29 protein-coding genes, 1 tRNA gene and 1 pseudogene are annotated in these 23268 nt (G+C 67.9%); 15 read left to right on the top strand and 16 right to left on the bottom strand.

Annotation, left to right across the window (positions count from 1 at the left end):
• Positions 1-365 precede the first annotated feature (365 nt).
• The gene (locus FBY39_RS09955; RefSeq protein ID WP_141932154.1) at positions 366-515 is read right to left on the bottom strand and encodes a hypothetical protein; all 150 of its coding nucleotides are present in this window, start codon (positions 513-515) and stop codon (positions 366-368) included.
• A 198-nt stretch (positions 516-713) separates the two neighbouring features.
• Here FBY39_RS09955 and FBY39_RS09950 point away from each other — a divergent pair, with 198 nt between their 5' ends.
• Positions 714-1058: an Lsr2 family protein gene (locus FBY39_RS09950; RefSeq protein ID WP_141932153.1), complete on the top strand. Its 345-nt coding sequence runs from the start codon at positions 714-716 to the stop codon at positions 1056-1058.
• Between the two features lie 232 nt (positions 1059-1290).
• Here FBY39_RS09950 and FBY39_RS09945 read toward each other — a convergent pair whose 3' ends face one another.
• From FBY39_RS09945 to galU, 5 genes are all read right to left on the bottom strand, one after another.
• Positions 1291-1731 (bottom strand): DUF2809 domain-containing protein, encoded by a 441-nt coding sequence (locus tag FBY39_RS09945; RefSeq protein WP_141932152.1) that lies wholly within the window; start codon positions 1729-1731, stop codon positions 1291-1293.
• A gap of 130 nt (positions 1732-1861) precedes the next feature.
• Positions 1862-1937, bottom strand: a tRNA-Ala gene (locus FBY39_RS09940).
• A gap of 50 nt (positions 1938-1987) precedes the next feature.
• Positions 1988-2878, bottom strand: coding sequence for a large exoprotein (locus FBY39_RS09935; protein WP_141932151.1), 891 nt, complete (start codon positions 2876-2878; stop codon positions 1988-1990).
• 72 nt (positions 2879-2950) lie between these two features.
• On the bottom strand, positions 2951-3580 hold the full coding sequence (locus tag FBY39_RS09930) for a GNAT family N-acetyltransferase (RefSeq protein WP_141932150.1): 630 nt from the start codon (positions 3578-3580) through the stop codon (positions 2951-2953).
• 26 nt (positions 3581-3606) lie between these two features.
• Entirely contained in the window at positions 3607-4494 is an 888-nt protein-coding gene (gene galU, locus FBY39_RS09925; RefSeq protein WP_141932149.1) for a UTP--glucose-1-phosphate uridylyltransferase GalU, read from the bottom strand.
• An 87-nt stretch (positions 4495-4581) separates the two neighbouring features.
• Here galU and FBY39_RS09920 point away from each other — a divergent pair, with 87 nt between their 5' ends.
• The 3 genes from FBY39_RS09920 to mscL are packed head-to-tail and all read left to right on the top strand — an operon-like array spanning position 4582 to position 5992.
• Positions 4582-5178 carry a 5-formyltetrahydrofolate cyclo-ligase gene (locus FBY39_RS09920; protein ID WP_141932148.1) on the top strand — a complete coding sequence of 199 codons (597 nt, stop codon included), beginning with the start codon at positions 4582-4584 and terminating at the stop codon, positions 5176-5178.
• 16 nt (positions 5179-5194) lie between these two features.
• Positions 5195-5509, top strand: a complete 315-nt coding sequence (locus FBY39_RS09915) for an FmdB family zinc ribbon protein (protein WP_141932147.1) — start codon at positions 5195-5197, stop codon at positions 5507-5509.
• Between the two features lie 33 nt (positions 5510-5542).
• On the top strand, positions 5543-5992 hold the full coding sequence (gene mscL / locus FBY39_RS09910) for a large conductance mechanosensitive channel protein MscL (protein WP_141932146.1): 450 nt from the start codon (positions 5543-5545) through the stop codon (positions 5990-5992).
• Positions 5993-6105: 113 nt separating this feature from the next.
• Here the strand turns inward: mscL and FBY39_RS09905 are convergent, their stop codons facing one another.
• Positions 6106-6294 carry a hypothetical protein gene (locus FBY39_RS09905; protein ID WP_141932145.1) on the bottom strand — a complete coding sequence of 63 codons (189 nt, stop codon included), beginning with the start codon at positions 6292-6294 and terminating at the stop codon, positions 6106-6108.
• Complete coding sequence (locus tag FBY39_RS09900) at positions 6284-10012, bottom strand: AAA family ATPase (RefSeq protein WP_260837600.1); 3729 nt, start codon at positions 10010-10012, stop codon at positions 6284-6286. The genes FBY39_RS09905 and FBY39_RS09900 overlap by 11 nt, the downstream gene beginning before the upstream one ends.
• Before the next feature lie 172 nt (positions 10013-10184).
• Between FBY39_RS09900 and FBY39_RS09895 the strand changes: the two genes are divergently transcribed.
• Positions 10185-10724: a methylated-DNA--[protein]-cysteine S-methyltransferase gene (locus tag FBY39_RS09895; RefSeq protein ID WP_141932144.1), complete on the top strand. Its 540-nt coding sequence runs from the start codon at positions 10185-10187 to the stop codon at positions 10722-10724.
• 60 nt (positions 10725-10784) lie between these two features.
• On the opposite strand, the pseudogene FBY39_RS09890 reads toward FBY39_RS09895, so the two are convergent.
• Both FBY39_RS09890 and FBY39_RS09885 read right to left on the bottom strand, forming a co-directional pair.
• Positions 10785-12406, bottom strand: a pseudogene (locus tag FBY39_RS09890) (cation acetate symporter).
• Entirely contained in the window at positions 12403-12753 is a 351-nt protein-coding gene (locus tag FBY39_RS09885; protein ID WP_141932143.1) for a DUF485 domain-containing protein, read from the bottom strand. Before FBY39_RS09885 ends, FBY39_RS09890 begins: the two are co-directional and overlap by 4 nt.
• A gap of 140 nt (positions 12754-12893) precedes the next feature.
• Between FBY39_RS09885 and FBY39_RS09880 the strand changes: the two genes are divergently transcribed.
• Complete coding sequence (locus FBY39_RS09880) at positions 12894-13769, top strand: LuxR C-terminal-related transcriptional regulator (RefSeq protein WP_141932142.1); 876 nt, start codon at positions 12894-12896, stop codon at positions 13767-13769.
• A 104-nt stretch (positions 13770-13873) separates the two neighbouring features.
• Positions 13874-14227 carry an Lsr2 family protein gene (locus FBY39_RS09875; RefSeq protein WP_141932141.1) on the top strand — a complete coding sequence of 118 codons (354 nt, stop codon included), beginning with the start codon at positions 13874-13876 and terminating at the stop codon, positions 14225-14227.
• A 6-nt stretch (positions 14228-14233) separates the two neighbouring features.
• Here the strand turns inward: FBY39_RS09875 and FBY39_RS09870 are convergent, their stop codons facing one another.
• The 5 genes from FBY39_RS09870 to FBY39_RS09850 form a co-directional block, all read right to left on the bottom strand.
• Entirely contained in the window at positions 14234-14590 is a 357-nt protein-coding gene (locus FBY39_RS09870; protein WP_260837599.1) for a glucose-6-phosphate dehydrogenase, read from the bottom strand.
• A 462-nt stretch (positions 14591-15052) separates the two neighbouring features.
• Positions 15053-16210, bottom strand: coding sequence for an AI-2E family transporter (locus FBY39_RS09865; protein ID WP_141932139.1), 1158 nt, complete (start codon positions 16208-16210; stop codon positions 15053-15055).
• 65 nt (positions 16211-16275) lie between these two features.
• Entirely contained in the window at positions 16276-16608 is a 333-nt protein-coding gene (locus FBY39_RS09860) for a hypothetical protein (RefSeq protein WP_141932138.1), read from the bottom strand.
• The gene (locus tag FBY39_RS09855; RefSeq protein ID WP_141932137.1) at positions 16605-17186 is read right to left on the bottom strand and encodes an Asp23/Gls24 family envelope stress response protein; all 582 of its coding nucleotides are present in this window, start codon (positions 17184-17186) and stop codon (positions 16605-16607) included. The genes FBY39_RS09860 and FBY39_RS09855 overlap by 4 nt, the downstream gene beginning before the upstream one ends.
• Entirely contained in the window at positions 17186-17728 is a 543-nt protein-coding gene (locus FBY39_RS09850) for an RNA polymerase sigma factor (protein ID WP_141932136.1), read from the bottom strand. The genes FBY39_RS09855 and FBY39_RS09850 overlap by 1 nt, the downstream gene beginning before the upstream one ends.
• Before the next feature lie 119 nt (positions 17729-17847).
• Here FBY39_RS09850 and FBY39_RS09845 point away from each other — a divergent pair, with 119 nt between their 5' ends.
• From FBY39_RS09845 to FBY39_RS09810, 8 genes are all read left to right on the top strand, one after another.
• On the top strand, positions 17848-18264 hold the full coding sequence (locus FBY39_RS09845; protein WP_141932135.1) for an Asp23/Gls24 family envelope stress response protein: 417 nt from the start codon (positions 17848-17850) through the stop codon (positions 18262-18264).
• Positions 18265-18269: 5 nt separating this feature from the next.
• The gene (locus FBY39_RS09840; RefSeq protein WP_141934077.1) at positions 18270-18449 is read left to right on the top strand and encodes a DUF2273 domain-containing protein; all 180 of its coding nucleotides are present in this window, start codon (positions 18270-18272) and stop codon (positions 18447-18449) included.
• The gene (locus tag FBY39_RS09835; RefSeq protein WP_141932134.1) at positions 18446-18766 is read left to right on the top strand and encodes a hypothetical protein; all 321 of its coding nucleotides are present in this window, start codon (positions 18446-18448) and stop codon (positions 18764-18766) included. The genes FBY39_RS09840 and FBY39_RS09835 overlap by 4 nt, the downstream gene beginning before the upstream one ends.
• The gene (locus FBY39_RS09830; protein WP_141932133.1) at positions 18763-19326 is read left to right on the top strand and encodes a hypothetical protein; all 564 of its coding nucleotides are present in this window, start codon (positions 18763-18765) and stop codon (positions 19324-19326) included. The genes FBY39_RS09835 and FBY39_RS09830 overlap by 4 nt, the downstream gene beginning before the upstream one ends.
• Positions 19323-19850: a hypothetical protein gene (locus tag FBY39_RS09825; RefSeq protein WP_141932132.1), complete on the top strand. Its 528-nt coding sequence runs from the start codon at positions 19323-19325 to the stop codon at positions 19848-19850. The genes FBY39_RS09830 and FBY39_RS09825 overlap by 4 nt, the downstream gene beginning before the upstream one ends.
• Before the next feature lie 29 nt (positions 19851-19879).
• Positions 19880-20059 carry a CsbD family protein gene (locus FBY39_RS09820; protein WP_141932131.1) on the top strand — a complete coding sequence of 60 codons (180 nt, stop codon included), beginning with the start codon at positions 19880-19882 and terminating at the stop codon, positions 20057-20059.
• A 244-nt stretch (positions 20060-20303) separates the two neighbouring features.
• The gene (locus FBY39_RS09815; RefSeq protein WP_186336941.1) at positions 20304-21380 is read left to right on the top strand and encodes a TerC family protein; all 1077 of its coding nucleotides are present in this window, start codon (positions 20304-20306) and stop codon (positions 21378-21380) included.
• Between the two features lie 64 nt (positions 21381-21444).
• On the top strand, positions 21445-22746 hold the full coding sequence (locus FBY39_RS09810; RefSeq protein WP_141932129.1) for a hemolysin family protein: 1302 nt from the start codon (positions 21445-21447) through the stop codon (positions 22744-22746).
• On the opposite strand, the gene FBY39_RS09805 is transcribed toward FBY39_RS09810, so the two are convergent.
• Positions 22731-23219 (bottom strand): universal stress protein, encoded by a 489-nt coding sequence (locus tag FBY39_RS09805; RefSeq protein WP_141932128.1) that lies wholly within the window; start codon positions 23217-23219, stop codon positions 22731-22733. The genes FBY39_RS09810 and FBY39_RS09805 overlap by 16 nt on opposite strands.
• Positions 23220-23268 lie beyond the last annotated feature (49 nt).

Here is a 23268-nt window from a genome sequence, read left to right as displayed (position 1 = left end):
TCATCCACCGATTGGGACACTTTCGAGGTGCCTGCGGGGTGGTGTGGGACATACGTTCAAGGCGATTTTCATAAAGGCAAGACCATCAACCGGGTAGATCGACGTGGTCAGTCCGCGGCATGGGTGAAGTTCGACGGCATCACATCTCGGATTAACGTGGAGATCGACAAGACGTGCACTTGGGCCAGATCCGGTTGAGGAAAGACCGTCGCGGAGCTGGCGCGGCGGGCGGCAGCGCCGCCGCGCCAGCGCCAGCGCCAGCGCCAGCGCCAGCGCCAGCGCCAGCGCCAGCGCCAGCGCCAGCGCCAGCGACCGAATCAGGCTCTTTGACTACGCCGCCGACCGGTCGGTGAGCGTGCGGCGACCTAGTCCCGCGTCGAGGATGGCGGGAGTGTTGTACTCCTGGGCCCCCGGCCGACGCCTGTCCCCGGCGGCACGATCGCGTCGATCCGGTCCATGAGCTCGTCGGAGAGCTCGACGTCGACGGCGACCAGCAGGTCGTCGAGCTGCTCCATCGTGCGCGGCCCAATGAGCGCGGCAGTGACCCCCGGGTGTGGTGTGTGAGTTCAGGATCGCCCAATGGGTGCCATTACGTCCGAGTGGATTCGCGCATCCGCTCCGCGGGCCTCTCTGCCGCCCTCCAGAAGTGAGCGTACTGTTGCGCATGTGCGAGGGAATCCCTCGTGAAGCCGAAAAGAATGAGGATCTGCCCCATGGCAAGAGAGGTAACTGTCACCCTCATTGACGATCTGGACGGAACCCCGATCGCAGAAGGTAATGGAGAAACCATCACCTTCGCGCTCCGTCAGAAGTCATACGAGATCGACCTCACCAGTAAGAACATCCAAAAGCTCGAAGCAGCCCTCGAACCCTTCGTCAAGGCAGCCCGGGCCCCCGAGAAGACACAATCCGCCGCGCCGAAGAGGCGCACACGGAGCAACGGCTCACGCGACCTCACCGAGGTGCGCACATGGGCCCGCGCGAACGGCTACACCCTGAGCGATCGAGGACGCGTCCCCGCACCGATCCTCGAGGCCTACGACGCCGCGAACCGCTGACCGAGCGTCGGCGGGCCTGCTCCCTCGGCGGCCCGCCGGCATCGTCCTCCCTCGCACCCCGCCCTGTCCGGACCCCGCCCCGATCCGCGCTCCGGACCCCGCGCCGTCCGGCGCTGTCCGGACCCCGCCCCGATCCGCGAGACTGCACCCTCCGGCCGAGACAGCGGCCGCACGGGGCACTCTCGGCCGCACGATGCAGTCTCGCGGAGCAGGGACGGCTCGCACGGCCGGGCTAGCGCGACGACGCTCCCCGGCTACGGCGCGAGGCGAGCATCAGGCCCGTCACAGCATCGACACCGGCGGCGACGACGATCGCGCTGACGTAGATCACCACGTCACGCGAATCGAAGACCGTACCCAACACGAGAACGACCGGGCCGAACGACGACGAGAGCGCGACCGGGATGCCGGTCAACTGGAAGACCTCGACCGCGACGCACCACGCCGCCGAGATCACACCCACCCACACCGGCACGAGACGCGGAGCGACAGCGACGACGAACGCGTAGACCGCGACCGCGTACAGCGCATCCCCCGCAACGTCAGACCCCGCAGTGTCGGGCAAGAGAAGGTGCGTACCCAGACCCGCAACGATGACGACACACAGCGCGCAGACAGCCGCGACCCACCGCCGCGTCACGCCTACCGGATCGTCAACGCGTGTCAGCGGCATCCCGCCAGTCTGCACCGACCCGACGAGAGCATCCCGCCCGCCACGCGCAACGAGACTGCAGCATCCGGCCGAAACAGCAACCGCGTCGTGCCAGTCTCGACTGGAGAATGCAGTCTCGCGGGGAAAAAATTGGTGGACCTGAGGGGATTCGAACCCCTGACCTCCTCGATGCGAACGAGGCGCGCTACCAACTGCGCCACAGGCCCGTGAACCTCAGAAACACTATCACGCGAGAGCGTGGCGTCCCGAACCCGGACTACTGTCCGGCGGCTCGCCGCGCGAGCAGATCCCGCACGTGCGCCTCGATCTCGGCGTCGTCCGTGAGCCTCGCTCTGGCGACGCGTGCCGTGTCGATCGACGGCGGACGCTGCGCCTCCACCTGCTGACGGAGCGACTCTTCCCGCGCGGACTGGCGAAGGGCCTCGCGTGCTTCTTCCGCGTCGAGGAGAGCAGCGGCGCGAGAGCCCGCCGACGCGGTGAGCGGCCGCGGAAGCTCCCTCGGCGACCACCCGCGACGAGCCTCCTCGAGCGCGACATCCTGAACCGCCGTGATCGAGTGCTCGACGGGCTGTGCGGTCACGACGCCCACGGCGCGAGCGGCGACGCGCGACATCCGTCCGATGACGAGAAGCGACACCACCGTGACACCGGCGCCGACCCACACGAGAAGTTGCGTGCCCGTTGCAATGACCTGCCACACGCCCACACCGGCGATCGCGAGACCCGCGAGTCCGAGGAGTGTCGCGGCAAGCCGCACGCGGCGGCGGGCGCGAGCGCGCCTCACCTCGGGCGCACGACGGGCGGCGGCGCGCTCCGCACGGGCTTGTTCGAGATCGAGCCGGGCCTGCTCGAGAGCGGCCTGATGCCGTTCTGCTGATGCGCGGCGGGCGAGCGTCTCCTGCTCGGCGAGCGCCTGGCGCGCGAGCTTCTGCTGCGCAAGCGCCGTACGCGCGTTGAGTTCGAGCCGGACCTCGTCGGGGGTTTCGCTCGTCTCGGCGAGCACGCGGATCGCCTGATTGAGCCGCACGGCATTACGCTCTGCCGCGTCGTACTGGCGACGGCTGTGCCAGCTCGGCAACAGATACACAAGCCACAGGAGCGCGGCCACCAGCACGATGACCCCGCCGCCCAATACCTGCCCACCCATGGCGTCAACGGTAAGCGACGGATGCCACAGCACTCGGCATCCGCTCGCGTGTCACGCAAGCCTGCGTGCCGCTTAGGCGTGCAGCCGATCCGCCGGGGGAACCGTGGCCGCGTCAAGCGGTGCACGGCCGGACACCCAGCGCTGCAGCACGCCCTCCGGCACGTCCTCGCGCACGAGGGCGAAGGCGTAGTGGTCGCGCCAGTCACCGTTGATGTGGATGTAGCGCCGCCGCAGTCCCTCGTAGCGGAAGCCGAGCTTCTCGACGACGCGCAGGCTCGCCTGATTCTCGGGACGGATGCAGATCTCCATGCGGTGGATCCGCAGCTCGGTGAAGCACACGTCGGTGGCGAGGGCGACGGATGCCGGTGTGATCCCGCGCCCCGCGAATCGCTCGCTCACCCAGTACCCGATCGTCGCCGAGGCGAGGGATCCCCGCGCGATCCCCCACACGTTGAGCTGCCCTGCGACCTCGCCGTCGTACTCCATGACGAACGGGACGCCGGCGCCGTCTCGGTACTGCTGCAGCAGACGCCTGATTCCGACGCGCATGTCGAACGACACGGCGCCGTCGGGGTTCGTCGCCTCCCACGGCCGAAGCCAGGAACGATTCGACAGCAACTCCTGCTGGAGAACACGCGCATCGCGGGCGCGAACGAGCCTGATCGAGGTCGGGCCGTGTCTCCGCGGAGTCGTCAGGTCCACTCCGACCCCCTTGCGCCTGGCGGCGATCAGAGTGTCGCCGCGAAGTCCTTGAACCAGGGTCGCAGTTCGGGGCCGAGATCTTCACGATCGGCCGCGAGCTGCACGATGGCCTTGATGTAGTCCACTCTATCGCCGGTGTCGTATCGACGACCACGGAAAACAACACCGCGGACGCCCGGTCCGTCGGCGTCGGCCGCAAGTTCCTGGAGCGCGTCGGTCAGCTGGATCTCGCCACCCTTGCCCGGCTCGGTCCGCTCGAGGATGTCGAACACCGACGGCGCGAGCACGTAACGGCCGATGACGGCGTAGTTGGAGGGGGCGTCCTCGGCGGACGGCTTCTCCACGAGACCTGTGACGCGGACGACGTCCGGGTTGTCGGTGGTCTCGACCGCCGCCGCGCCGTAGAGGTGGATCTGCGACGGCTCGACCTCGAGGAGCGCGACGATCGCTGCCCCCGTGCGCTCGTGCTCCTCGAGCATCGTCGTCAAGAGCGGGTCGCGCTCATCGATCAGGTCATCGCCGAGGAGGACGGCGAACGGATGGTCGCCGACGTGCGCGCGAGCACGGAGGACCGCGTGACCGAGCCCCTTGGGCTCACCCTGGCGAACGAAGTGAATGTCGGCGAGGTCGCTCGACTGCTGCACCTTCGCAAGCTTCGCCTCGTCGCCCTTTTTCCGCAGGGTCGACTCGAGCTCGGGGACGGAGTCGAAGTGGTTCGACAGGTTGTTCTTGTTGCGCCCGATGATGATGAGGATGTCGTGGATCCCGGCCTGCGTCGCCTCTTCGACGACGTACTGGATCGCGGGCTTGTCGACGACGGGGAGCATCTCCTTGGGCATGGCCTTCGTGGCGGGGAGGAAGCGGGTTCCGAGTCCGGCGGCAGGGATAACGGCCTTGAACGGCTTAAGCGACATGGTCAGAACTCTATCGTCGCTCGATAACACCTCGCTGTCCCCCGTCTGGTGGGCAGTGGCGTGCGGGCACGCGCCTACAATCGAGCCATGTCCGATCCCGTCCAGAGTGCAAAGCGTGCATTGCGCGCCGACCTGCGGGAACGACGCCAGATGATGTCCGAATCCGCCCGCGAAGAAGCGGCGGCCGGAATCGAGCAACAGCTGGATCGACTCCTCCTCGACACCGAAGCGACATCCATCTCGTGCTTCCTGTCCACGCCGACCGAGCCCGGAACGCGTGGCTTCGTCGAGCGCGCAGTGGCGCGCGGCATCCGTGTCCTTCTTCCCATCACGCGCGCCGACGGACTGCTCGACTGGGCGGTCGCGAGCACCGACACCGACATCGGCGAGGGGATGTTCGGTCTGCCGGAGCCGATCGGCGAAGTGCTGGGGCCCATCGCCGTCAATGATGTCGACCTGCTCGTCATCCCCGCCGCGGCGGTCGCCGCCGACGGTATGCGCTTGGGGTGGGGTCGCGGCTACTTCGACAAGACGATCGGGTCGATGGAGCGCTGCCCGCCCGTCTTCGCGGTCGTCTTCGACTCCGAAGTGCTCGACGAGGTGCCTTTCGACGCGCTCGACCAGCCGGTGACCGGCGTCGTGACTCCCACCCGTACCCTGACCCTGTCGCACTCGCGGCACTGATCCCGAAAGCCACTCGATGCCCACGTACGCCTATGCCTGCACGCAGTGCGGCCACCGCTTCGACGCCGTCCAGTCCTTCGCCGACCCGTCGCTCACCGAATGCCCCGAGTGCGGCGGCGCGCTACGCAAGCAATACGGCTCGATCGGCGTGACGTTCAACGGCTCGGGCTTCTACCGCACCGACTCGCGCGCCGCGTCCGGCGGAGAGAAGTCGGGCGGAGAGAAGAAGTCTTCCGGCGGCGAGAAGAGCACGTCGGGTGGAAGTGGCTCGACATCTTCGACATCATCGAAGTCGGAAGCGAAGTCTTCGCCCGCACCATCGGGTTCATAAGCCGACTCTCGTCGGCGACGGAGGGAGCAGAGCATGATCAAGGGCTTCAAGGAGTTCATCCTCCGCGGGAATGTCATCGACCTCGCGGTCGCGGTCGTCATCGGAGCAGCCTTCACGGCGCTCGTGAACGCCGTCGTCGCGAGCATCATCGACCCGCTCATCAAGCTCGTGTGGGCAGCGGACGAGACGACCGGCGCCGTCGGTCCCACGATCCCCGGCCTGCACGGCGACGTGACGTTCCCCATCGGCGGGCTCATCAACGCGATCATCAGCTTCCTCGCGGTCGCGATCGTCGTCTACTTCGTGTTCGTCTTCCCCATGAACAAGTGGAAGGAGCGCGCCGCAGCCAAGGCAGGCGTCGCCTCCGAGCCCGAGTCGCCGGCGCTTCCCACCGAGCAGGAGCTCCTGGTGCAGATCCGCGACCTCCTCGAGAAGCAGACCGGAGTCAGCGTCTCCACGACTCCCGCCGCCGGCGAGAGGTAGCATCCGCTGGGAGTATCAGCGGGGAGATTTCGATACGGCCCGCGTCAACGCCGCTACGCGCGGCCGGGAGATCTCGATACGCCCCTTGGGGGCTACTCGATCTTGATCCGGCATCAATAGTGCGGGGGGACGTCGGCGCGCAGCTGGTCATCGTTCGGGCCCTTCACGGTCCCGCCCGGACCCGCGGCATCCCGTTCCTCGGTATCGAGCGTCGGCTCGGGCTCCGTTCCCGGGGCGGGAGTGAGCTTCACGCGACGTGAACCGGCGACACGGACGATGCGCTGGCGGTCGTCAGTCGACATCGATCGGCTGGGTCTGGGCGTGGGCGCGTGGAACGTCCGGCCCGACACCCAGGAGCGACGCGATCCGGGATGCCACGGCGGCAGGGTCACTGTAGAGGTCGAACGAGTGCACACGCACGTAGTGCCACCCGAGCCGACGCAGGATCTGCGGCCGGAGACGGAGCGACTCGCGCAGCGACTCCCCGATCGTCTCGGGGTCGCTCTCGGCGACGACCGCTTTGCCGCCGTACTGCGCGACAAGCGGGAGCAGTCCGCGGTAGTGCACGTCGACGGCCACGCCGAGGCTTCGGAGCTCCCGCGCGAGAGCGAGTGTGAGCGGATCGGCGAGGTCTTCGAGGCGCGCTTCGCGGGCGCGCGCGGCGATCCCGCCGAGGATGCTCATGAGCGTCGCCGCTCCGTGTTCGAGACGACCGTCATCGAACGCCGAAGGCCGGATCGACGAAACGATCACCATGGAGCGGCGCGCACGCGTCATTCCGACCGTCAGCAGTCGCTCCCCGTCGGGGGTCGAGAGATCACCGAAGTCGCTGAGGACGCGGCCGTGGCGAGTGAGGCCGAATCCCAGGGAGAAGACGACGCGATCGCGGCTCTCGGCGACGGACTCCTCGAGGGTCAGGACGGCGAACGGCTCGGCGGTGTCGCGCGTGACGAACTCCCCGATGTCGGACCGTCCCGCGAACGCCCGCTCGACGGCGGCGCGGATCCGCTCGGCATGCTTGGCGCTCGCCGTGACGACCATGAGCGACTCGGTGCCGCGGTTGACGGCGTGCTCGACGACGAGCGTCACGACGCGGGCCACTTCGGCATCGGGACTCTCGACGGCGCCGCTGACGGGGTCGGGAACGCCCGTGCCGCCCTCGACGTAGTCGACACTGAGGCTCCCGCGCCCGAGGTACGAGCCCGCCCACGGGTAGGACACGATCTCGCCGCCGTAGAAGGCGCCGTTGACGAGTTCCGCGAGGTCTTCGCCGCCCGCGCGGTAGCTGCGGGTCAGCGTTTCGACGGGCACGATGTCGGCCAGCCGCTCGAAGAGGCTCACGCCGTCGAACGGTACGTCGTCGGAGTCGTCGGTCGTGGGCGGACCGAAGGTTGCCGCGACGTGGAACGGTGTCGGACGCTGCGTGACGGGATCTCCGAACACGACCACCTGTCGGGCGCGGCGGAGTGCGGGCGCGGCCTCGGCGAGGCAGATGGCCGCGGCATCCGCCACGATGACGACGTCGAAGTCGAACGAGTCGGGAATCGCCGGCACGTCGTACGGCGACGCGAGCCACACCGGCGCGAGCGTTCGCAGGAGCGTGGGGGCGGCGTCGAACAGGGCGCGCGGGGCGACGGCGGGGTCCTTGAGCGCACGCTTGAGGGCGTCGGCCTCACGCGGCTGGTCGACGATCCCGATCCGCCACTGGGTCGCGAGCTGGGCAGCCAAGAGCGGACCGGATGCCGCGGCATGAGCTTCGTCGACGAGGCGGAAGTCGCGCTCGAGTCGATCGACGACTGCCGTGTTGGCACCGAGGAGCGCGCGATCGCTGCTGAGCATGTGCTCGAGCGCCGACTGCCACCACGCGTACTCGAGCTCCGACCCGACGAGGGGCTCAGGCACATGACGGATCGACAGTTCGGTCATGAGCGGTTCGAGTCCGAGAGAGTCGAGTTCGGAGCGGATCGTCGCGCGCTCGATCAGGTTGTCGAAGACCGCCGACTCGGCGGCGAGTCCCGCGAGGGTCCTGACGAGCTCGGCGACGGGAAGCGAGGCGAGCCGCTCGGTGCCCGTTCGTCCGAGGACGCGATCGAGTTCGCCGAGCTCGGCGTCGATCCGCTGCCACGCGACGTGGACATCGCTGAGACCGAGCGGCACCTCCGGCGCCACGCCCGCGTCGACGAGACGCTGCCATTCGGTGCGCTGCTGCTGGATCTTCACGAGCGCTTCGTGCATGTCGACGATGTGCACGCCCGGCCGGATGTACTCCTTCGACAGCCGCCGCAGCCGCCGCCTGTTGGGGCCGGACAGGTCGGGGGCATCGCGGCGCGGAGCGTGCGCCTGGATGAGTTCGCCGAGGGGTCGCTCGAAGACCGTGAGGCTGAACTTGTCGAGAGAGTCGCGGATACCCCCGAGCAGGCGCAGATACATGCCGAGCTCGGAGATCGTGCGGAAGGGCCGCATGCGGGTCTGCGCGATCAGCTCGTATCCGCGCTCGAGGAGAGCAGGCACTTCGTAGCGATGGAGCTTGCCCGCCAGACCGTGCGTCGACCGCGCGTCCTGGGTCGTCGCGAACGTCACGCCGTACCAGGGTGAGTCGTCCGGTCCGAAGCGGAATTCGCCCAGACGCGCCGCGGTGGCGAGCTTGGATGCCGCCTCAGCGCGCGCGGAAGCGAGGCGCTGGAGTGTCGGGAAGTCGAAGCGGGCCGAGGTCGACGGCGCATCCGTCCGTCGGGACAATTCCGCCAGCGAGCGGAGGATGTCGAGGACTGACACCTTGAGGGTGGGATGCGGTGCCGTGACCGCGCCACGGTAGTCGCGAAGCACTCCACGCAGCCGAACGAGGGCGTCGTCGATGTCGCCGACTTTGGGCTGCTCGGCTTTCTCGTTGCGTCCGATGGCGCGGATGAGGTCGCGCCGCACGTGGCGGGGCGACACGGCGAGCCCGGGAAGCCCCACCCCTGCGAGACGGTGGCGGACCCCTTCGAGACTCGAGCGGCGGGCGCTCACGACGAGTACGCGCTTGCCGTCGCGCACGAGCTGCCCGATCGCGTTGATGACGGTCTGGGTTCCCCCTGTACCGGGGAGTGTGTGCACGGCGAGCGGCTGGCCCGCCGCGATGCGGGCGAGGACACGCTCCTGCTCCGCATCGGCGTCGAGGAGCAGCGTGTCGGCGGCGGGGTGGCGTTCGTCAGGATGAGCGGGCGTCACGACGTCGCGACGGAGCGCGAGCCGCTCGCGGTCGCCCGGGTGACCCGCGAGGGCGTTGAGGACGGGATGCTGGAGGTCGGCGGCATCCGCGGACATCGCTGCGCCGACGTCACCGAAGCTCGACACGACGAGGCGAGGCTTGACGGTGAAAGAGGGGACCTGCGCCGTCAGGGCGCGCAGGTGATCGATGACGGGCTGCGGCTTGAAGACGCCGTCGTCATACGCGAGAGCCGCGAGTCCCGCCGCGTCGAGCCGGATGCCGAAGTGCGTTCGAAGGGCCGAGGCGAGCGCCGGATTGAGCAGGAACGACCCGTGGAGCTTCACTTCGAAGTCGGACTGGTGCCGACGAATCGCGAGAGGGCGCAGGAGGACGGGGGCCGTGCACGCCATCCCCCCGATCCGCCAGGAGGCCAGTCCCACGGCGAGGTGGACGGTATCCAGCCCGCGGGTCGTCCGCAGTTCGACGCTCTTGGCCGTGATGCGTTCGGCACCGAGCCTCGCGTTGCGGAGGGCGACTTCGTCGCGGAAGAGGTTGGACAGGAGCGTCGAGCGTCCCGTCAGGAACTGCGGGAGACTGCCGGGATGCGCCTGCGTGATCTCGATGACCGCGTCGTCCTGGTCCGAGAAGTGCAGGAGGGTCGAGCGACCCCCGAGAGCAGCGCCTTCACGGCGCAGGCGTTCGCGCTCGGGGTCGGCGATGTGCGCCACCGCGATACCCGGCTCGGAGAGTCCGAGGTCGCCGGGATTCACGGTCGCCGAAGGATCGGTTTCCTCGTCGCCGATCACGGCGCTGCCATCTGCTCGCCACACGACAGCCACCCTAAGCGCCCGTGCGGTGGGACTCTTGCATCCGCGCCGGGTTTCACGGTATTGGGACACGCCGCGTGACCAGCGTTTCCTCCCCAGCCCCCGAGATGGTCGCACTTCGCACAGATTTGCTCGGTCCGCGCGGCCTCCGGGCCGGGCACGTGAGGATGGTCGCATGACCGCTCGCTTCGTCGTCCACCCCTCCCCCATCGGTGACATCCTGATCGTCGTCGTCGACGACGGGATCGTGTCACTGCACCCGTTCGACGCCCCCGTCGGTGTCGAGGTCGAACGGATCGGCCGAGCGCTCGGCATGGCGATAGAACCCGGCGACCCCGTAGCCGCCGCTCTCGCGTCGACGCAACTCGACGAGTACTTCGACGGCTCCCGGCGCATCTTCGATCTGCCACTCGACTGGCGACTCACCCGCGGATACACGACCGAAGCGCTTCACGCCGTATCGGACATCCCCTACGGCGAGGTGGCGGGCTACGGAGAAGTCGCCCGCTCGACCTCGAGTCCGCGCGCGGCGCGTGCTGTGGGGACCGCCTGCGCGACGACGCCCTTCTCGATCGTCGTGCCCGTGCACCGGGTCGTCCGCGCCGACGGGTCGCTGGGCGAGTACGGGGGCCGACCCGACGTCAAGCGATTCCTCATCGACCTCGAGCAGTCCGTCGTCGCGGACGACCTGACCGAGCCAGCCGCGAGCGAGTAGGCCGCCCGCGAAGAGGCCCCGGGGCATCAGCACCCCGGGGCCTCCCCTTCGATCAGCCGACTAGTGGTCGCTCGCCTTCTCGGCACCGAAGCCGGTGAGCGACCGCACGTCCATCTCGGCCGCGAGGCGGCGGTCCTCTTTCTTGCTCGACGTGACCGAACCGAGCCACCCGAGGAGGAAACCGATGGGGATCGACACGATTCCGGGGTTGTTCAGCGGCCAGATCGCCGTTCCGACGTTCTGGAAGACGCTCGTCTCGGTTCCCCAGAAGACGGGCGACAGCAGGATCAGGATGATCGCCGAAGCGAGCCCGCCGTACATGCTCCACACCGCGCCGCGCGTCGTGAACTTCCTCCAGAAGAGCGAGTAGAGGATCGTCGGAAGGTTCGCCGACGCCGCGACGGCGAACGCCAGAGCGACGAGGAAGGCGACGTTCTGACCCTGCACGCCGATGCCCCCGAGGATCGCGAGCACGCCGATGACGACCACCGTGCGTCGTGCCACCTTGACCTCGCCGTCGGGCGGGACGTTCCCCTTCTTCACGACGTTCGCGTAGATGTCGTGCGCGAACGATGCCGCCGCCGTGATCGTGAGGCCCGCGACGACCGCGAGGATCGTTGCGAAGGCGACCGCGGAGATGAACCCGAGAAGGATGGGACCGCCGAGTTCGAGCGCGAGCAGCGGAGCTGCGGCATTGACGCCGCCCGGGGCCTCGAGGATCGTTGCGGGTCCGACGAGAGCGGCCGCGCCGTATCCGAGGACGAGGGTCAGCAGGTAGAACAGCCCGATGAGCCAGATCGCCCACACGACAGACCGGCGTGCTTCCTTCGCGGTCGGCACCGTATAGAAGCGCATCAGCACGTGCGGGAGTCCGGCCGTTCCGAGGACGAGAGCGATGGCGAGGGAGATGAAGTCCCAGGGGTTCTTTCCGTACTGCAGTCCCGGATCGAGGATGGCGCTCGGCGGGTCCGTCACCGACGCGGCGACGGCGCTTCCGAGCAGGGCGTCGAAGCTGAATCCGTTGATCGCGAGCACCCAGATCGTCATGACGAGCGCGCCGCCGATCAGGAGGAACGCCTTCACGATCTGGACCCACGTCGTGCCCTTCATGCCACCGATGAGCACGTAGACGATCATGAGCACGCCGACGACTGCGACGACGATCGACTGGCCGAGCTGATCGCCGATGCCGAGGAGCAGAGAGACGAGTCCGCCGGCGCCCGCCATCTGCGCGAGCAGGTAGAAGAAGCAGACGGCGAGGGTCGTGATCGCCGCCGCCATTCGCACGGGGCCCTGCGTGAGACGGAACGACAGCACGTCGGCCATCGTGAACTTGCCCGTGTTCCGCATGAGCTCCGCCACGAGAAGGAGCGCTACGAGCCACGCGACCAGGAACCCGATCGAGTAGAGGAAGCCATCGAAGCCGTTGACCGCGATCGCTCCGCAGATCCCGAGGAAGGACGCCGCGGAGAGGTAGTCGCCAGAGATCGCGAAGCCGTTCTGCGACCCCGTGAACGATCGCCCTGCCGCGTAATAGTCTGCGGCGGTCTTGCTGTTGCGACTAGCGCGAATGACGATGAACAAAGTGACAGCGACGAAGGCACCGAGATCGAGATGTTGAGGACGGGGTTGTTCTCCACCGTCTGGACGGCCGCATGAACGGCACCGAAGACGTCATTCATGCGGATGCCTCCTTCTTCTCCAACTCAGAGCGAAGTTCTTCCGCGATCGGGTCGAGCTTTCGGTTGGCATAGGCGACGTAGCCCATCGTGATCGCGAACGTCGTCACGAACTGACCGAGCCCGAGAAGCAGTCCGACGTTGATGTTCCCCCACACCGGCTGCGACATGAACTCCGACGCGAATGACGACAGCAGGACGAAAGTGAAATACCAGACAAGAAATGCGATCGAGAGGGGGAAGACGAAGCTGCGCTGACGACGCTTGAGTTCGACGAAACGAGGGGATTCCTCGACCGCGACGTAGTCGATTCCGCCGGACGGGGCGGTATCCGTCTGGGATTCGGACATGTGGCCTCCTTGCCTACATGGACCGGCGCACCATCGCGCCGACGTGCGAATCCGGTTCGAGCCTTCTGCGCCCGAGCCGGTGGTATGGTCGACGCTACGAAAAGCGGCGACGTCGCCGTACCCCCGGAAGTAGGTAATGCGTGGGCGCAGCACCGACCGGATCCATCACGATCGGCAGTGAGACGGACGACCAGCTGGTCGCGCGCGCTGTCGACAGATTGACGCGCCTGACGAGGTTTCCGGTCGCGTTCGGCGGGTACGAAGCCGATGGCGCTGTTCACGTCACCGCGATCTCGGGTGCCCGCACGCATCAGCTCGAGGGACTCGTCGTCCAGCCGGGGCGAGGACTCGGCGGACGGGCTCTCGTCGAGAAGAGGCCGCGACTCGCCCTCGACTATCGCTCTTCCCGTTCCATCACGCACGACTACGATCGCGTCATCCTGGGCGAGGGGATCGCCACGCTCTTCGCCGTCCCGGTGATGGTGACGGGGCGCCCGCGTGCCGTTCTCTACTGCGGGTCGTGGTCCGAGAAACCCGTCGGCGATGTCGTCGCTGGAGGGGCATTCGAAGTCGCGTCGGAACTGGGCACCGAGCTTCGCGTACGTGACGAGGTGCAGCGCCGGCTGTCGCTGGCCCACACATCATCCGCTCCCGCGACGCTGGCCTCCGCGACGAGGGAGGAACTCCGCGAGAGCTATGCGGAGCTGAGAAGCATCGCGGCCACCGTCGACGACCCCGACCTGCGCGAGCGCCTCGAGTCGGTGGAGAAGAGACTGGCGGCACTGTCGGCCGACACGACCGAAACGCCGCTCACGCTCGATGTGCGGCTCTCACGACGTGAGGTGGACGTCTTGGCATGTGCCGCGCTCGGTGCCACCAATGCCGAGATCGCCGCGACATTGTCACTCAAGGAAGTCACGGTGAAGTCGTACCTCCAGTCCGCGATGGCGAAACTCGACGCATCCACCCGGCACGCGGCGGTCGCAAAAGCGCGTCGCGCGGGAATTCTGCCCTGACACTGGATTTCTCCTTCGAAACCGCCCAGAAGCAACGCATACTTGACACAATTCGAGCCCTGCGTGCGGCCCCTGTCACAGCGGGCACAGCGTATTGTTCCTCTATGGCCCGAAGAATTGTTCACCAGATCGTCGACGACCTCGACGGCACTGTCCTGGATGTGGGATCCGGGGAGACCGTGCTTTTCTCGCTGGACGGCGTCGCGTATGAGATCGACGTCAGCAGCGAGAATGCCACTGTCCTTCGTGATTCACTCGCTCCCTATATCTCCGCCTCACGCCGGGTGGGAAGCCCCTCGTCGTCGAGTTCCTCCGCATCCGCTGCCCGAAAGCGGCGACGCGCCGGTCAGCAGGATTACAGCGGCGTCCGCGAATGGGCGAAAGACAACGGATTCACCGTTTCCGAGCGCGGCCGCGTTCCCTCGGCCGTGATCGAAGCGTACGAAGCAGCGCACTAAAGCGGTCTACGCGACCTTCGCACCGCACATTCCGCACTCCCCCGTCGCCGAGACCTCCACGAAGCAATTCGGGCACATCGCCCGAATGGGAGCATCGGTCGCCGCGGGCCGACGTGGCGCGGCGACACGGTCCTCCGTCGTCGCCGCGCTCCGTCGAGCACGCGCGCGCGGCGGCGGCGGCGCGACTTCGACGACCTTCGCAGCGGGCACGTGCTCGCTGCAATAGAAGCGGACGAAACCGTCGTGGTGATTGGGGTGCCGGTGCTTGAACGCCCACAATTCGCTGCGCTCACGCGCCTCCGAGGTCGGACCGCACGAGAAGCATCGCGTCGGTTCGCCCGGCACGAGGTCGGCGACCAGCATCGGTGTTTCGAAAGGGATCGATCTGCGCCAATCGGCGCTCGATACAACCTTCATGGGGTGGTGTCCTTCCGCGCGGCATCCGTCATGCCGCTACCCCCACGCTAGGCGACGCGAGCACCCCGCGGAACCACACCGGTGCGTCGGCCTCCGGCTCCGCGAGACTGCATCTCCCGGCCGAGCGTGCACGCACCGACCGCCGTCTGGGCCGCGAGGTGCAGTCTCGCGGGAGTGGGGCGGGCGCGTGCCCACGAAGACGTCCCGTGGAACGGAAGCGGTCCCCGGCCTTATGAGGCCGGGGACCGCTCTTCCGTCTACTGGCCGCACCCGAAACGACCAAAGCTTGACGGGCTTGTTGTGCGACGTCTGGGGAACGTCGCTGGATGCCTGGGGAACATCCGTAACGTCAACGATAAGCGTCCGGCGAAGGCGTGTCTGTCCCCTCTTCGGCTGACACGGCCCGGTCTACTCGGTCCGCGTCGGCTTCGGTCGCGCCCACCGTGCGGGTCGGTTCTCGCCGTCCCACACCTGCACGACTCCCCACACCGCCGCCGTGATCGGGACGGCGAGGATCGCACCGACGATGCCTCCGAGGGCAGTGCCGACGGTCAGGGCGATCAAGATGACGAACGCGTGCAGCTTCATCGATCGTCCCATCAAGACCGGCTGGAGGAAGTTGCCCTCGAGCTGATTGACGAGTACGACGACTCCGACCACGAGAAGGGCGTTGACCCACCCGTTCGCGACGAGCGCGACGAGGGCTGCCAGGATGCCGGCGAGCGTCGCCCCCACGATGGGGATGAACGCGAGGAGGAAGACCAGCACGGCCAGCGGGATCGCCAGCGGCACCTGGAGGATGAGGAGACCGATCAGAATGCCGATCGCGTCGACGAGGGCGACGGCGGCTGTTCCGCGGACGTACGCCCCGAGCACACCCACCGTCTTGTCGCCGATGCGGCGTGCGCGCTCGTAGTTCTCACCGCGGAACGGGCGCAGGAGGAACTCCCACAGGCGCGGTCCGTCCTTGAGGAAGAAGAAGAGGATCACGACCAGGAGGACGAACCCCGTCACGAAACTCGCAACAGCGCTCACGCCCGCGATGGCACCCGAGCCGAACTGCGCGCTCGTGACGAAGTCGGTGAGGGTCTGCACCCACTCGTCGATCTGCTCGGGCTGGACGAAGTCGAACGGCAGCGTCTGGACCCACGACAACAGGCTCTGGAAGCCTTCCTCGGCCTGCGAGTAGAGGTCGTCCCACTGGTCGCGGACGGCCCACACGATGACCCATCCGAGCCCCGTGAGGATCACCACGATGGCGAGGAGCGCCAGGACGGTGGCGAGGAGATCGGGCACTCCCCTTCGCCGCATCCAGTTCATGACGGGGAAGAAGGCGCTCGCGAGGATGAGACCGATGACGAGCGGGATCGTCACGAGGGTCAGCGTCTGGATGACGTAGATGATCCCGGCGAGGACGGCGACCACGACGATGATCTGGATGGCGCGGATCGCCAGCTTGCCGAAGCCGTCAGCCCAGAGGCTCCACGGTGCTCGTGAGCCGCGCAACTCGATCGAGGGTTCCTCGATGCGGATGGTGCGCGGTTCGTCATTGCGGAAGAGACCCATGCACGTCACGCTAGCCGGGTGTCGGCCAACGCCGCGACACCCTTCCCGCCCGTCGCGAACCTGCGCTACGCTCCTTCGGCCTCATCCGGACGCGTCGCGACGATACGACTCACTCGCACCGTGAGCCTCACGTCAGGTTCGCCCAGTTCCCGCCTCACTTCGTCGGCGACGCGGCGCGCCGTCTCGAGCGCAGGCGCCTCACCGACCACTCCGATGCTGACGGCGACCGATGCCGCGTCGCCGAATCCGTCGACCGCGATGCGCGGAGCGTTCGCATCCAGCGCCTGACGCAGCAGGTGCGCCACCATCGGCCGGGCCGCATACAGCTCGACGACACCGTCGGTCTCGGCGACGACGGTGTCGAGTCGGCGGGCGACTTCTTGCTTGTCGTTCGTCACCGTGCGCCCTTCGGGTCATGACCGTGAATGGAATCGACCGTGACATTCACCTCGTCGACGCTGAGCGCGGTGTGGCGCGTCAGCGCCGCCGTCGCGATCCGCCGCACGTCGTCTGCCGCTTGCTGCAGGGGACGCCCGAACGCCACGCTGATCGCGACGTCGAGGTTCACCCGACCGCCGGGCTCCGTGATGTCTCCCGCAATGCGCGTGCGTTCCACGATGACGCCCGGAAGGGCGTCGCCGAGCTCGCGGAGCATCCCGCGCACAGCACCTTCCGTCACGACGAGCGTCGTGCGGTCGTCGAGTTGCACGAGTGGGATGTCGCGGCCCGCCCGCACCTCGCGTGCCACCTCGCGCATGATCCCGTCGAACCAGCCCTCATCGAGCGTCGACTCCGACTCCTCGTCGACCATCTCGCGCGACAACTGGCCCATCCGCTCGAGCGAAGAGAGGACCGCCTGGCACTCGGGGTTCGTCTCGATCTCCTCGACGAACGGCTCCCGGCCTCGATCGAGGTAGTCCGAGAGATCCTCCATCGAATAGCCGGAACCGCCGATGCCGTCATCGTCCACCGTCATCACCTCCACTCCTTCATCCGCTCCAGGAGCGCGTGACGCGCTCGGGCAAGTCGTCCTCGGACAGTCGCCGACGACGCGCCGACCTGCTCAGCGATCTCGTCGTAGCTGTAGCCTCCGACCTCTTTCAGCAGCCACACCGTGCGAAGCTCCTCGGTCAGTTCGGCGAGCGCCGACTTGAGCGCTTCCATCTGCGACGACACCACTGCTTCGTCGTCGGGACCGCTCGATGTCGACGGGAGCTCGAGATCGTCGATGTCCACCGCGGGCCTTCGCGCGCGGAGGCGATCGGTGGCTTTTCGCGACACGATACGCGTCATCCACGCCCGCACGCTATCGGGGTCGGACAGATCGTCCAGGCGATCCCACGCCGTGATGAGGGCCTCTTGAACGCAATCGTCGGCATCGGCACGAGACCCCGTGAGGCGCGTCGCGAACGCGATGAGGAACGGGGCGTGGCGCCGCACCAGGACGCCGAACGCCGTCGCATCCCCGTCGGCCGCACGCTGCGCGAGGATCCCGTCGGATGCCTCGCTCAGCCCCATCGCCGACCTCTCAGCCTTTTACCAGCCAGAACGCGTGACGAATTCCCTGCGGCGTCCGTCTACTTGTCGAACCACCCTACGGCAGCCCACAGACGCTGCCAGACCAGAAGGAGAATGAGATGGCACAGCCCACCAACACCAACGTCGTCACGAGCGACACCTCGGTCGGAAAGACCGTCATCGTGGACTCGGTCGTCGCAAAGGTCGCCGGCATGGCGGCTCGCGAGGTGCCCGGCGTCCACGCGCTCGGAGCGGGCGCGGCGCGCATGCTCGGCAACATCCGCGAAGCCGTCGGCGCGAAGGACCTCGCACAGGGCGTCCGCGTCGAGGTCGGCGAGACCGAAGTGGCCGCCGACATCTCGATCGTCGTGGAGTACCCCGAGGCTCTGCAGCGCGTCGCCGGTGAGGTTCGCCTCGCCGTGGCCCAGGCGATCACGGAGCTCATCGGCATGAAGGTCGCCGAGATCAACGTCACCGTCGTGGACGTCTACGTGCCCGGCGACGACGACGAGACCGAGGAGTCGCGAGTCCTGTGAACGCCATGATCTTCGGCGCAGCAGCCGGCATCGCCCTGGCGTTCGCCGCCCTCGCGTTCGGCTTCTGGGGATTCCTCCTCGTGGCCGTGCTGGCGACCGCCGGCGCCGGTATCGGAGCGATCGCATCGGGTCGCATCGACGTGCGAGCTGCCGTCGACGCGGCACGGGGCCGGCGCGCGGCATGAGTGCCGAGGCGCCGGTCCCCGGCCGGGTCGTCATCACGGCGCGGGCTCAGGAGCGTGTCTTCCGGGCCCTCGCCGCCGATGAACTCGGAGTCCCGGTGAAGTCCGCGAAGGTGCGAGTCGCCGATGACGCGGGCCGCATTGCGGCGGACGTCACGTCCCCCGCAGTGACGGGACCGCGCACGGCGCCGCTCCTCTCGCTCATCGAGTCCACCCGCCGTAGCCTTCTCGACGACGGCGCACGGATCACCGGCGCGGAGATCTCGAAGGTCTCCGTCCGCATCACGAATGTCACAACCATCCCAGGGAGGGTGCAATGAACCGGCAACGCGCACTGCGCTCCGCGTCCCGACGCCTCCGCCACCGCTCGAGGAGCGTCGCGGTATCCGTCGCGCTCGGCGCCTCCGGCATCGCAGCGGCGTGGGTCGGCACTGAGTCGGTGCTCGCCGCCCTCGGGCTGCCGCCGCTCTGGCTCTCGCCCGCCGATCTCGTCGCGCTGGCGGCCGGCGGAGGCTACCTCACCGTCGCAGCCGGCGGTGCAGTCGGGCTCCTCGGACTCGCCTGCCTCGCGATCGCCGTGACACCGGGGCGCCTGCGCCGCCGTGAGATCACGGATGAGCGGACGACGTGGGTGATCGACGACGACGTGCTGGCCGCGGGTCTCAGCCGCGCCACGGCACGTGCAGCCGGAGTCGGAACCGACCAGGTGCGCACGGTCGTCGGCCGTCGCCGCGCCGTCACGCGCGTGCGCCCCTCGACCGGCTTCCGGCCCGACCTGGAGGCGACGAACGCTGCGGCCGCCGGTGTCGTCGCCGCCGTGTCGCCGTCGCCCGCTCCCCGCACGTCCGTCGTGATCGATCGAGAGGGAGTGCTCGCATGACCCGCAGTTCCCGCACGCTCAACCGCGTGTTCCTCGTCCTCATCGGCCTCGGGCTCCTCGCGGGCGGCGCTGTTCTCGCCGTTCCGGCGGTGCGAGACCTCACGCCGTGGCGTCCGGATCTGGCAGACCCCATGGTGCTGTGGATCCTCGCGGGCGGCTGCGCACTGTTCCTCGTGTTCGCCATCGCCTGGATCGCGAGCCGTGGGCGCGGACGGACGACGAGCGCGCTGAAGACCGCTCACCTCCAGATCGACACGCGCGTCGTCGAGTCGATCGTCTCCGACGCCCTGACGTCGAGCCCCGACATCCTGAGCGTCGACGCCGGCTCGTACCGGCGCCGCGGAGCCGACCTCGTGCGCATCGCCGTGCGGACGCGCCGCCACCCCGACCTCGCCGCCGTGCGTCAGTCCGTGGCATCCGCCATCGAGACGCTCGACGCCGCCATCGGCACCCCGCTTCCCCTCGTCGTGCACATCACGACGGGCATCCGAACGTCGTTCGCCCCCGCGCGGACGACCCACTGACCCCATTCACACAACGAAAGGACAGAGAAATGGGACTCTCCGACGACATCAAGAACACGGCACAGGACCTCGCCGGCAAGGCGAAGGAAGCTGCTGGCAAGGCCACGGACAACGACAAGCTCGTCGCCGAGGGCAAGGCCGACCAGGCCGCTGCGACGGCCAAGAAGGCCGGGCAGAACATCAAGGACACGTTCACCGGCGACAAGTGAACACCGCGGCGGGCGGTCGTGATCTTCGGATCGCGGCCGCCCGTCGGCCTGCGCCCTGCGCTCTCAGCGGTCTCTCAGAAAGCCGAGGGGGCACGCCGCATATGATTCCAAGCTCAAGGGGAGTACTCCGACACGGTCGGCTCGTCAATACGGATGCGCGATGCATCCCGGGCCATCGGTCTCTCGTCAGAGAGATGGGGAAGACCTTGGCGCTGATCCGCTCACGCCATTTCTGGAGACCCCTGTGAACATCACCCCCCTCGTGTGGCTCATCACGATCGCCGTGACGATCGCCTTCTTCGTCTACGAGTTCTACGCGCATGTGCGCAAGCCGCACGAACCCACCATCGGTGAATCCGCCCGGTGGTCGGCCTTCTACATCGGCCTCGCGCTGCTGTTCGGCGTCGGGATCGGCGTCGTCTCCGGCTGGACGTACGGCGGCGAGTACTTCGCGGGCTACCTCACCGAGAAGGCACTGTCGATCGACAACCTCTTCGTCTTCCTCATCATCATGACGGGCTTCGCGGTCCCCAAGATCTACCAGCAGAAGGTGCTGATGATCGGGATCGTGATCGCCCTGATCCTCCGCGGGATCTTCATCGCCATCGGTGCCGCGCTGATCGAGAATTTCTCGTGGGTGTTCTACATCTTCGGCGCGTTCCTGCTCCTGCTCGCGTATCAGCAGGCGCGCGGAACGCACGAGAGCAACCCCGCGAACGGACGCTTCATGAAGTTCGTCCGGCGCATCTTCCCCGTCACGGACGAGTACCACGGCGACCGCCTCACCGTCCGCAAGAACGGCCGCCGCTGGGTGACGCCGATGTTCCTCACGATCATCGCGATCGGGTTCGTCGACCTCGTCTTCGCCCTGGACTCCATCCCCGCGATCTACGGTCTGACGGAAGAGGCGTACATCGTCTTCACGGCCAACGCTTTCGCGTTGATGGGTCTGCGTCAGCTCTACTTCCTCATCGGCGGACTCCTCGAGCGTCTCGTCTACCTCGCGCAGGGTCTCGCCGTCATCCTCGCGTTCATCGGCGTGAAGCTCGTGCTGCACGCGATGCACGTCAACGAGCTGCCGTTCATCAACGGCGGTGAACCCATGCTCTGGGCACCGGAGATCCCCATCTGGTTCTCGCTGCTGTTCATCGCCGCGACCATCGCGGTCGCCACCGTCGCGAGCCTCATCAAGACCCGCGGCGACCGCAGTCGCCCCCTCACAGGGCACGCCACTCCCGACACCGAGGCAGCAGCGCCGGCCCAGGGAACCCCCGCCACCCACGCCACCCCGACGACCCCCGACTCCAAGGAGCACTCGTGACGACCGCGCACGGTTGTGAACCGTCCGCCGACCCCGACAGTACGTGCGAGGTGCAGGCCCGCTGATGGACGGTCTGCTCCTCAACATCGCCCTCGTCTTCGTCTTCGTCCTCGTCGGCGGCGTCTTCGCCGCGACGGAGATGGCCCTCGTCACGCTCCGTGAGAGCCAGATCAACGCGATCTCGGCGCGCGGCAAGCGCGGCGAGAAGGTGGCGGGCCTCGCCCGCAACCCGAACACGTTCCTCTCGGCCGTCCAGATCGGCGTCACTGTCGCCGGATTCGCCTCGGCCGCCTACGGAGCGACCTCGATCGCGCCGTCCGTCGCCCCGCTGTTCGTCATGTGGGGCGCGTCGGATCCGCTCGCCATGACGATCGCGACGCTCATCCTCACCCTCGTGATCGCGTACCTGTCGCTCGTGCTCGGCGAACTCGTGCCCAAGCGCCTCGCGATCCAGCGCAACGCCCAGTTCGCGTATGCCGTGGCGCCCGTCCTCGACGGGTTCGCGACGATCATGCGTCCCGTCATCTGGCTCCTGTCGATCTCGACGAACGCGCTCGTCCGCCTCTTGGGCGGCGATCCGCACAAGACCGCCGACGAGATGACGGAGGAGGAGATCCGCGACATCGTGGCGACTCACCAGGGCCTCCCCGAAGACGAGCGCCGCATCCTCGACGACGTCCTGTCCCTGCGCGGCCGGCAGATCAGCGAGGTCATGCGCCCCCGCCCCGAGGTGATCGCTCTCGATGAGACCGCCACGATCGACGAGGCGCTCGTCCAGGTGCGCGAACTGCCGTTCTCGCGCTATCCCGTTGCAGACAAGTCCATCGACGACATCACGGGCTTCGTGCACGTTCGCGATGTGTTCGAGGTCGCTGCCGAGGACCGGACGAAACCGCTCGCGGGCCTGTCCCGCCCCATCTCGTATTTCCCGTCGACGGCGCGGGTGCTGCCGACGCTGACGCGGATGCGGGCCGACGGACACCAGATCGCCGTCGTCGTCGACGAGTATGGCGGGACGGACGGCATCGTGACACTCGAGGACCTCGTGGAGGAAGTCGTCGGCGAGATCTTCGACGAGTACGATACGGCGACGGATCCGACCTCGACGGGTGGCATCGTCGACGGACGACTCAATCTGCAGGACTTCGAGGAGGCGACGGGGATCGCGCTGCCGCGCGGATCATCCGACACGATCGCGGGCTTCGTCACCGAGCAGCTCGGACGCCTCGCCGTCATCGGTGACATCATCGACGTCCCGGGCGCGACGATCCAGGTCGCCTCACTCGACCGCCGCCGCATCGCGGGTGTGCGGGTGACGCCGCACGCGGACGGCTCGACGGAGAGCGCCGGTCACACGGTGGCGTGACTCTGCGTGTCGCGCCGGTCCGCGGCATCCGCTTCACGACGTGGGGGATGCATGATGAGGACGGGGCAGTGCGCGTGCTGCGCGCACGCGGTGCTGACGGAGCCGAGGAGCAGTCCGACGAACCCGCCGCGTCCGCGGCTCCCGACGACGAGCATGGAGGCATCCTCGCTCGCCTTCACCAGCACGGCTGCGGCGGGCCCCGCGATGGCTCGCGTGGTCAGCCCGGCCGGCGGTGCTCCGTCGAACGCGATGTCGACGGCGGTGCGGAGGGTCTCGTGCGCGTCGTTCTCGGGCGACCAGACGCTCGGCGGAAGAGTCGCGTCGTAGGTGATCGGGAATTGCCACGCCGTCACCGCGACGATGGGGGCGTCGGTGGAGTTCGCGAGTTCAGCGGCCTTCTTGAGAGCGGCGATCGACGACGACGAGCCGTCGACTCCGACGACGATGGGGCGGGAGTTCTGCGTGTCGTTCACGGCATTCCTTTCGCTCGGATGCGTGCACGATCATCGTCACGCGCCAGAG

The sequence above is a fragment of the Microbacterium sp. SLBN-146 genome (assembly GCF_006715145.1).
Taxonomy (GTDB): domain Bacteria; phylum Actinomycetota; class Actinomycetes; order Actinomycetales; family Microbacteriaceae; genus Microbacterium.
This window is presented reverse-complemented; position numbering and strand designations above follow the sequence as displayed.

Excerpts from the sequence above, each read along its gene's own strand:
- FBY39_RS09955 (WP_141932154.1), bottom strand. The coding sequence starts at position 515 with ATGGAGCAGCTCGACGACCTGCTGGTCGCCGTCGACGTCGAGCTCTCC.
- FBY39_RS09950 (WP_141932153.1), top strand. The coding sequence starts at position 714 with ATGGCAAGAGAGGTAACTGTCACCCTCATTGACGATCTGGACGGAACC.
- FBY39_RS09945 (WP_141932152.1), bottom strand. The coding sequence starts at position 1,731 with ATGCCGCTGACACGCGTTGACGATCCGGTAGGCGTGACGCGGCGGTGG.
- FBY39_RS09935 (WP_141932151.1), bottom strand. The coding sequence starts at position 2,878 with ATGGGTGGGCAGGTATTGGGCGGCGGGGTCATCGTGCTGGTGGCCGCG.
- galU (WP_141932149.1), bottom strand. The coding sequence starts at position 4,494 with ATGTCGCTTAAGCCGTTCAAGGCCGTTATCCCTGCCGCCGGACTCGGA.
- FBY39_RS09920 (WP_141932148.1), top strand. The coding sequence starts at position 4,582 with ATGTCCGATCCCGTCCAGAGTGCAAAGCGTGCATTGCGCGCCGACCTG.
- FBY39_RS09915 (WP_141932147.1), top strand. The coding sequence starts at position 5,195 with ATGCCCACGTACGCCTATGCCTGCACGCAGTGCGGCCACCGCTTCGAC.
- mscL (WP_141932146.1), top strand. The coding sequence starts at position 5,543 with ATGATCAAGGGCTTCAAGGAGTTCATCCTCCGCGGGAATGTCATCGAC.
- FBY39_RS09905 (WP_141932145.1), bottom strand. The coding sequence starts at position 6,294 with ATGTCGACTGACGACCGCCAGCGCATCGTCCGTGTCGCCGGTTCACGT.
- FBY39_RS09895 (WP_141932144.1), top strand. The coding sequence starts at position 10,185 with ATGACCGCTCGCTTCGTCGTCCACCCCTCCCCCATCGGTGACATCCTG.
- FBY39_RS09885 (WP_141932143.1), bottom strand. The coding sequence starts at position 12,753 with ATGTCCGAATCCCAGACGGATACCGCCCCGTCCGGCGGAATCGACTAC.
- FBY39_RS09875 (WP_141932141.1), top strand. The coding sequence starts at position 13,874 with ATGGCCCGAAGAATTGTTCACCAGATCGTCGACGACCTCGACGGCACT.
- FBY39_RS09870 (WP_260837599.1), bottom strand. The coding sequence starts at position 14,590 with ATGCTGGTCGCCGACCTCGTGCCGGGCGAACCGACGCGATGCTTCTCG.
- FBY39_RS09865 (WP_141932139.1), bottom strand. The coding sequence starts at position 16,210 with ATGGGTCTCTTCCGCAATGACGAACCGCGCACCATCCGCATCGAGGAA.
- FBY39_RS09855 (WP_141932137.1), bottom strand. The coding sequence starts at position 17,186 with ATGACGGTGGACGATGACGGCATCGGCGGTTCCGGCTATTCGATGGAG.
- FBY39_RS09850 (WP_141932136.1), bottom strand. The coding sequence starts at position 17,728 with ATGGGGCTGAGCGAGGCATCCGACGGGATCCTCGCGCAGCGTGCGGCC.
- FBY39_RS09845 (WP_141932135.1), top strand. The coding sequence starts at position 17,848 with ATGGCACAGCCCACCAACACCAACGTCGTCACGAGCGACACCTCGGTC.
- FBY39_RS09840 (WP_141934077.1), top strand. The coding sequence starts at position 18,270 with ATGATCTTCGGCGCAGCAGCCGGCATCGCCCTGGCGTTCGCCGCCCTC.
- FBY39_RS09835 (WP_141932134.1), top strand. The coding sequence starts at position 18,446 with ATGAGTGCCGAGGCGCCGGTCCCCGGCCGGGTCGTCATCACGGCGCGG.
- FBY39_RS09830 (WP_141932133.1), top strand. The coding sequence starts at position 18,763 with ATGAACCGGCAACGCGCACTGCGCTCCGCGTCCCGACGCCTCCGCCAC.
- FBY39_RS09825 (WP_141932132.1), top strand. The coding sequence starts at position 19,323 with ATGACCCGCAGTTCCCGCACGCTCAACCGCGTGTTCCTCGTCCTCATC.
- FBY39_RS09820 (WP_141932131.1), top strand. The coding sequence starts at position 19,880 with ATGGGACTCTCCGACGACATCAAGAACACGGCACAGGACCTCGCCGGC.
- FBY39_RS09810 (WP_141932129.1), top strand. The coding sequence starts at position 21,445 with ATGGACGGTCTGCTCCTCAACATCGCCCTCGTCTTCGTCTTCGTCCTC.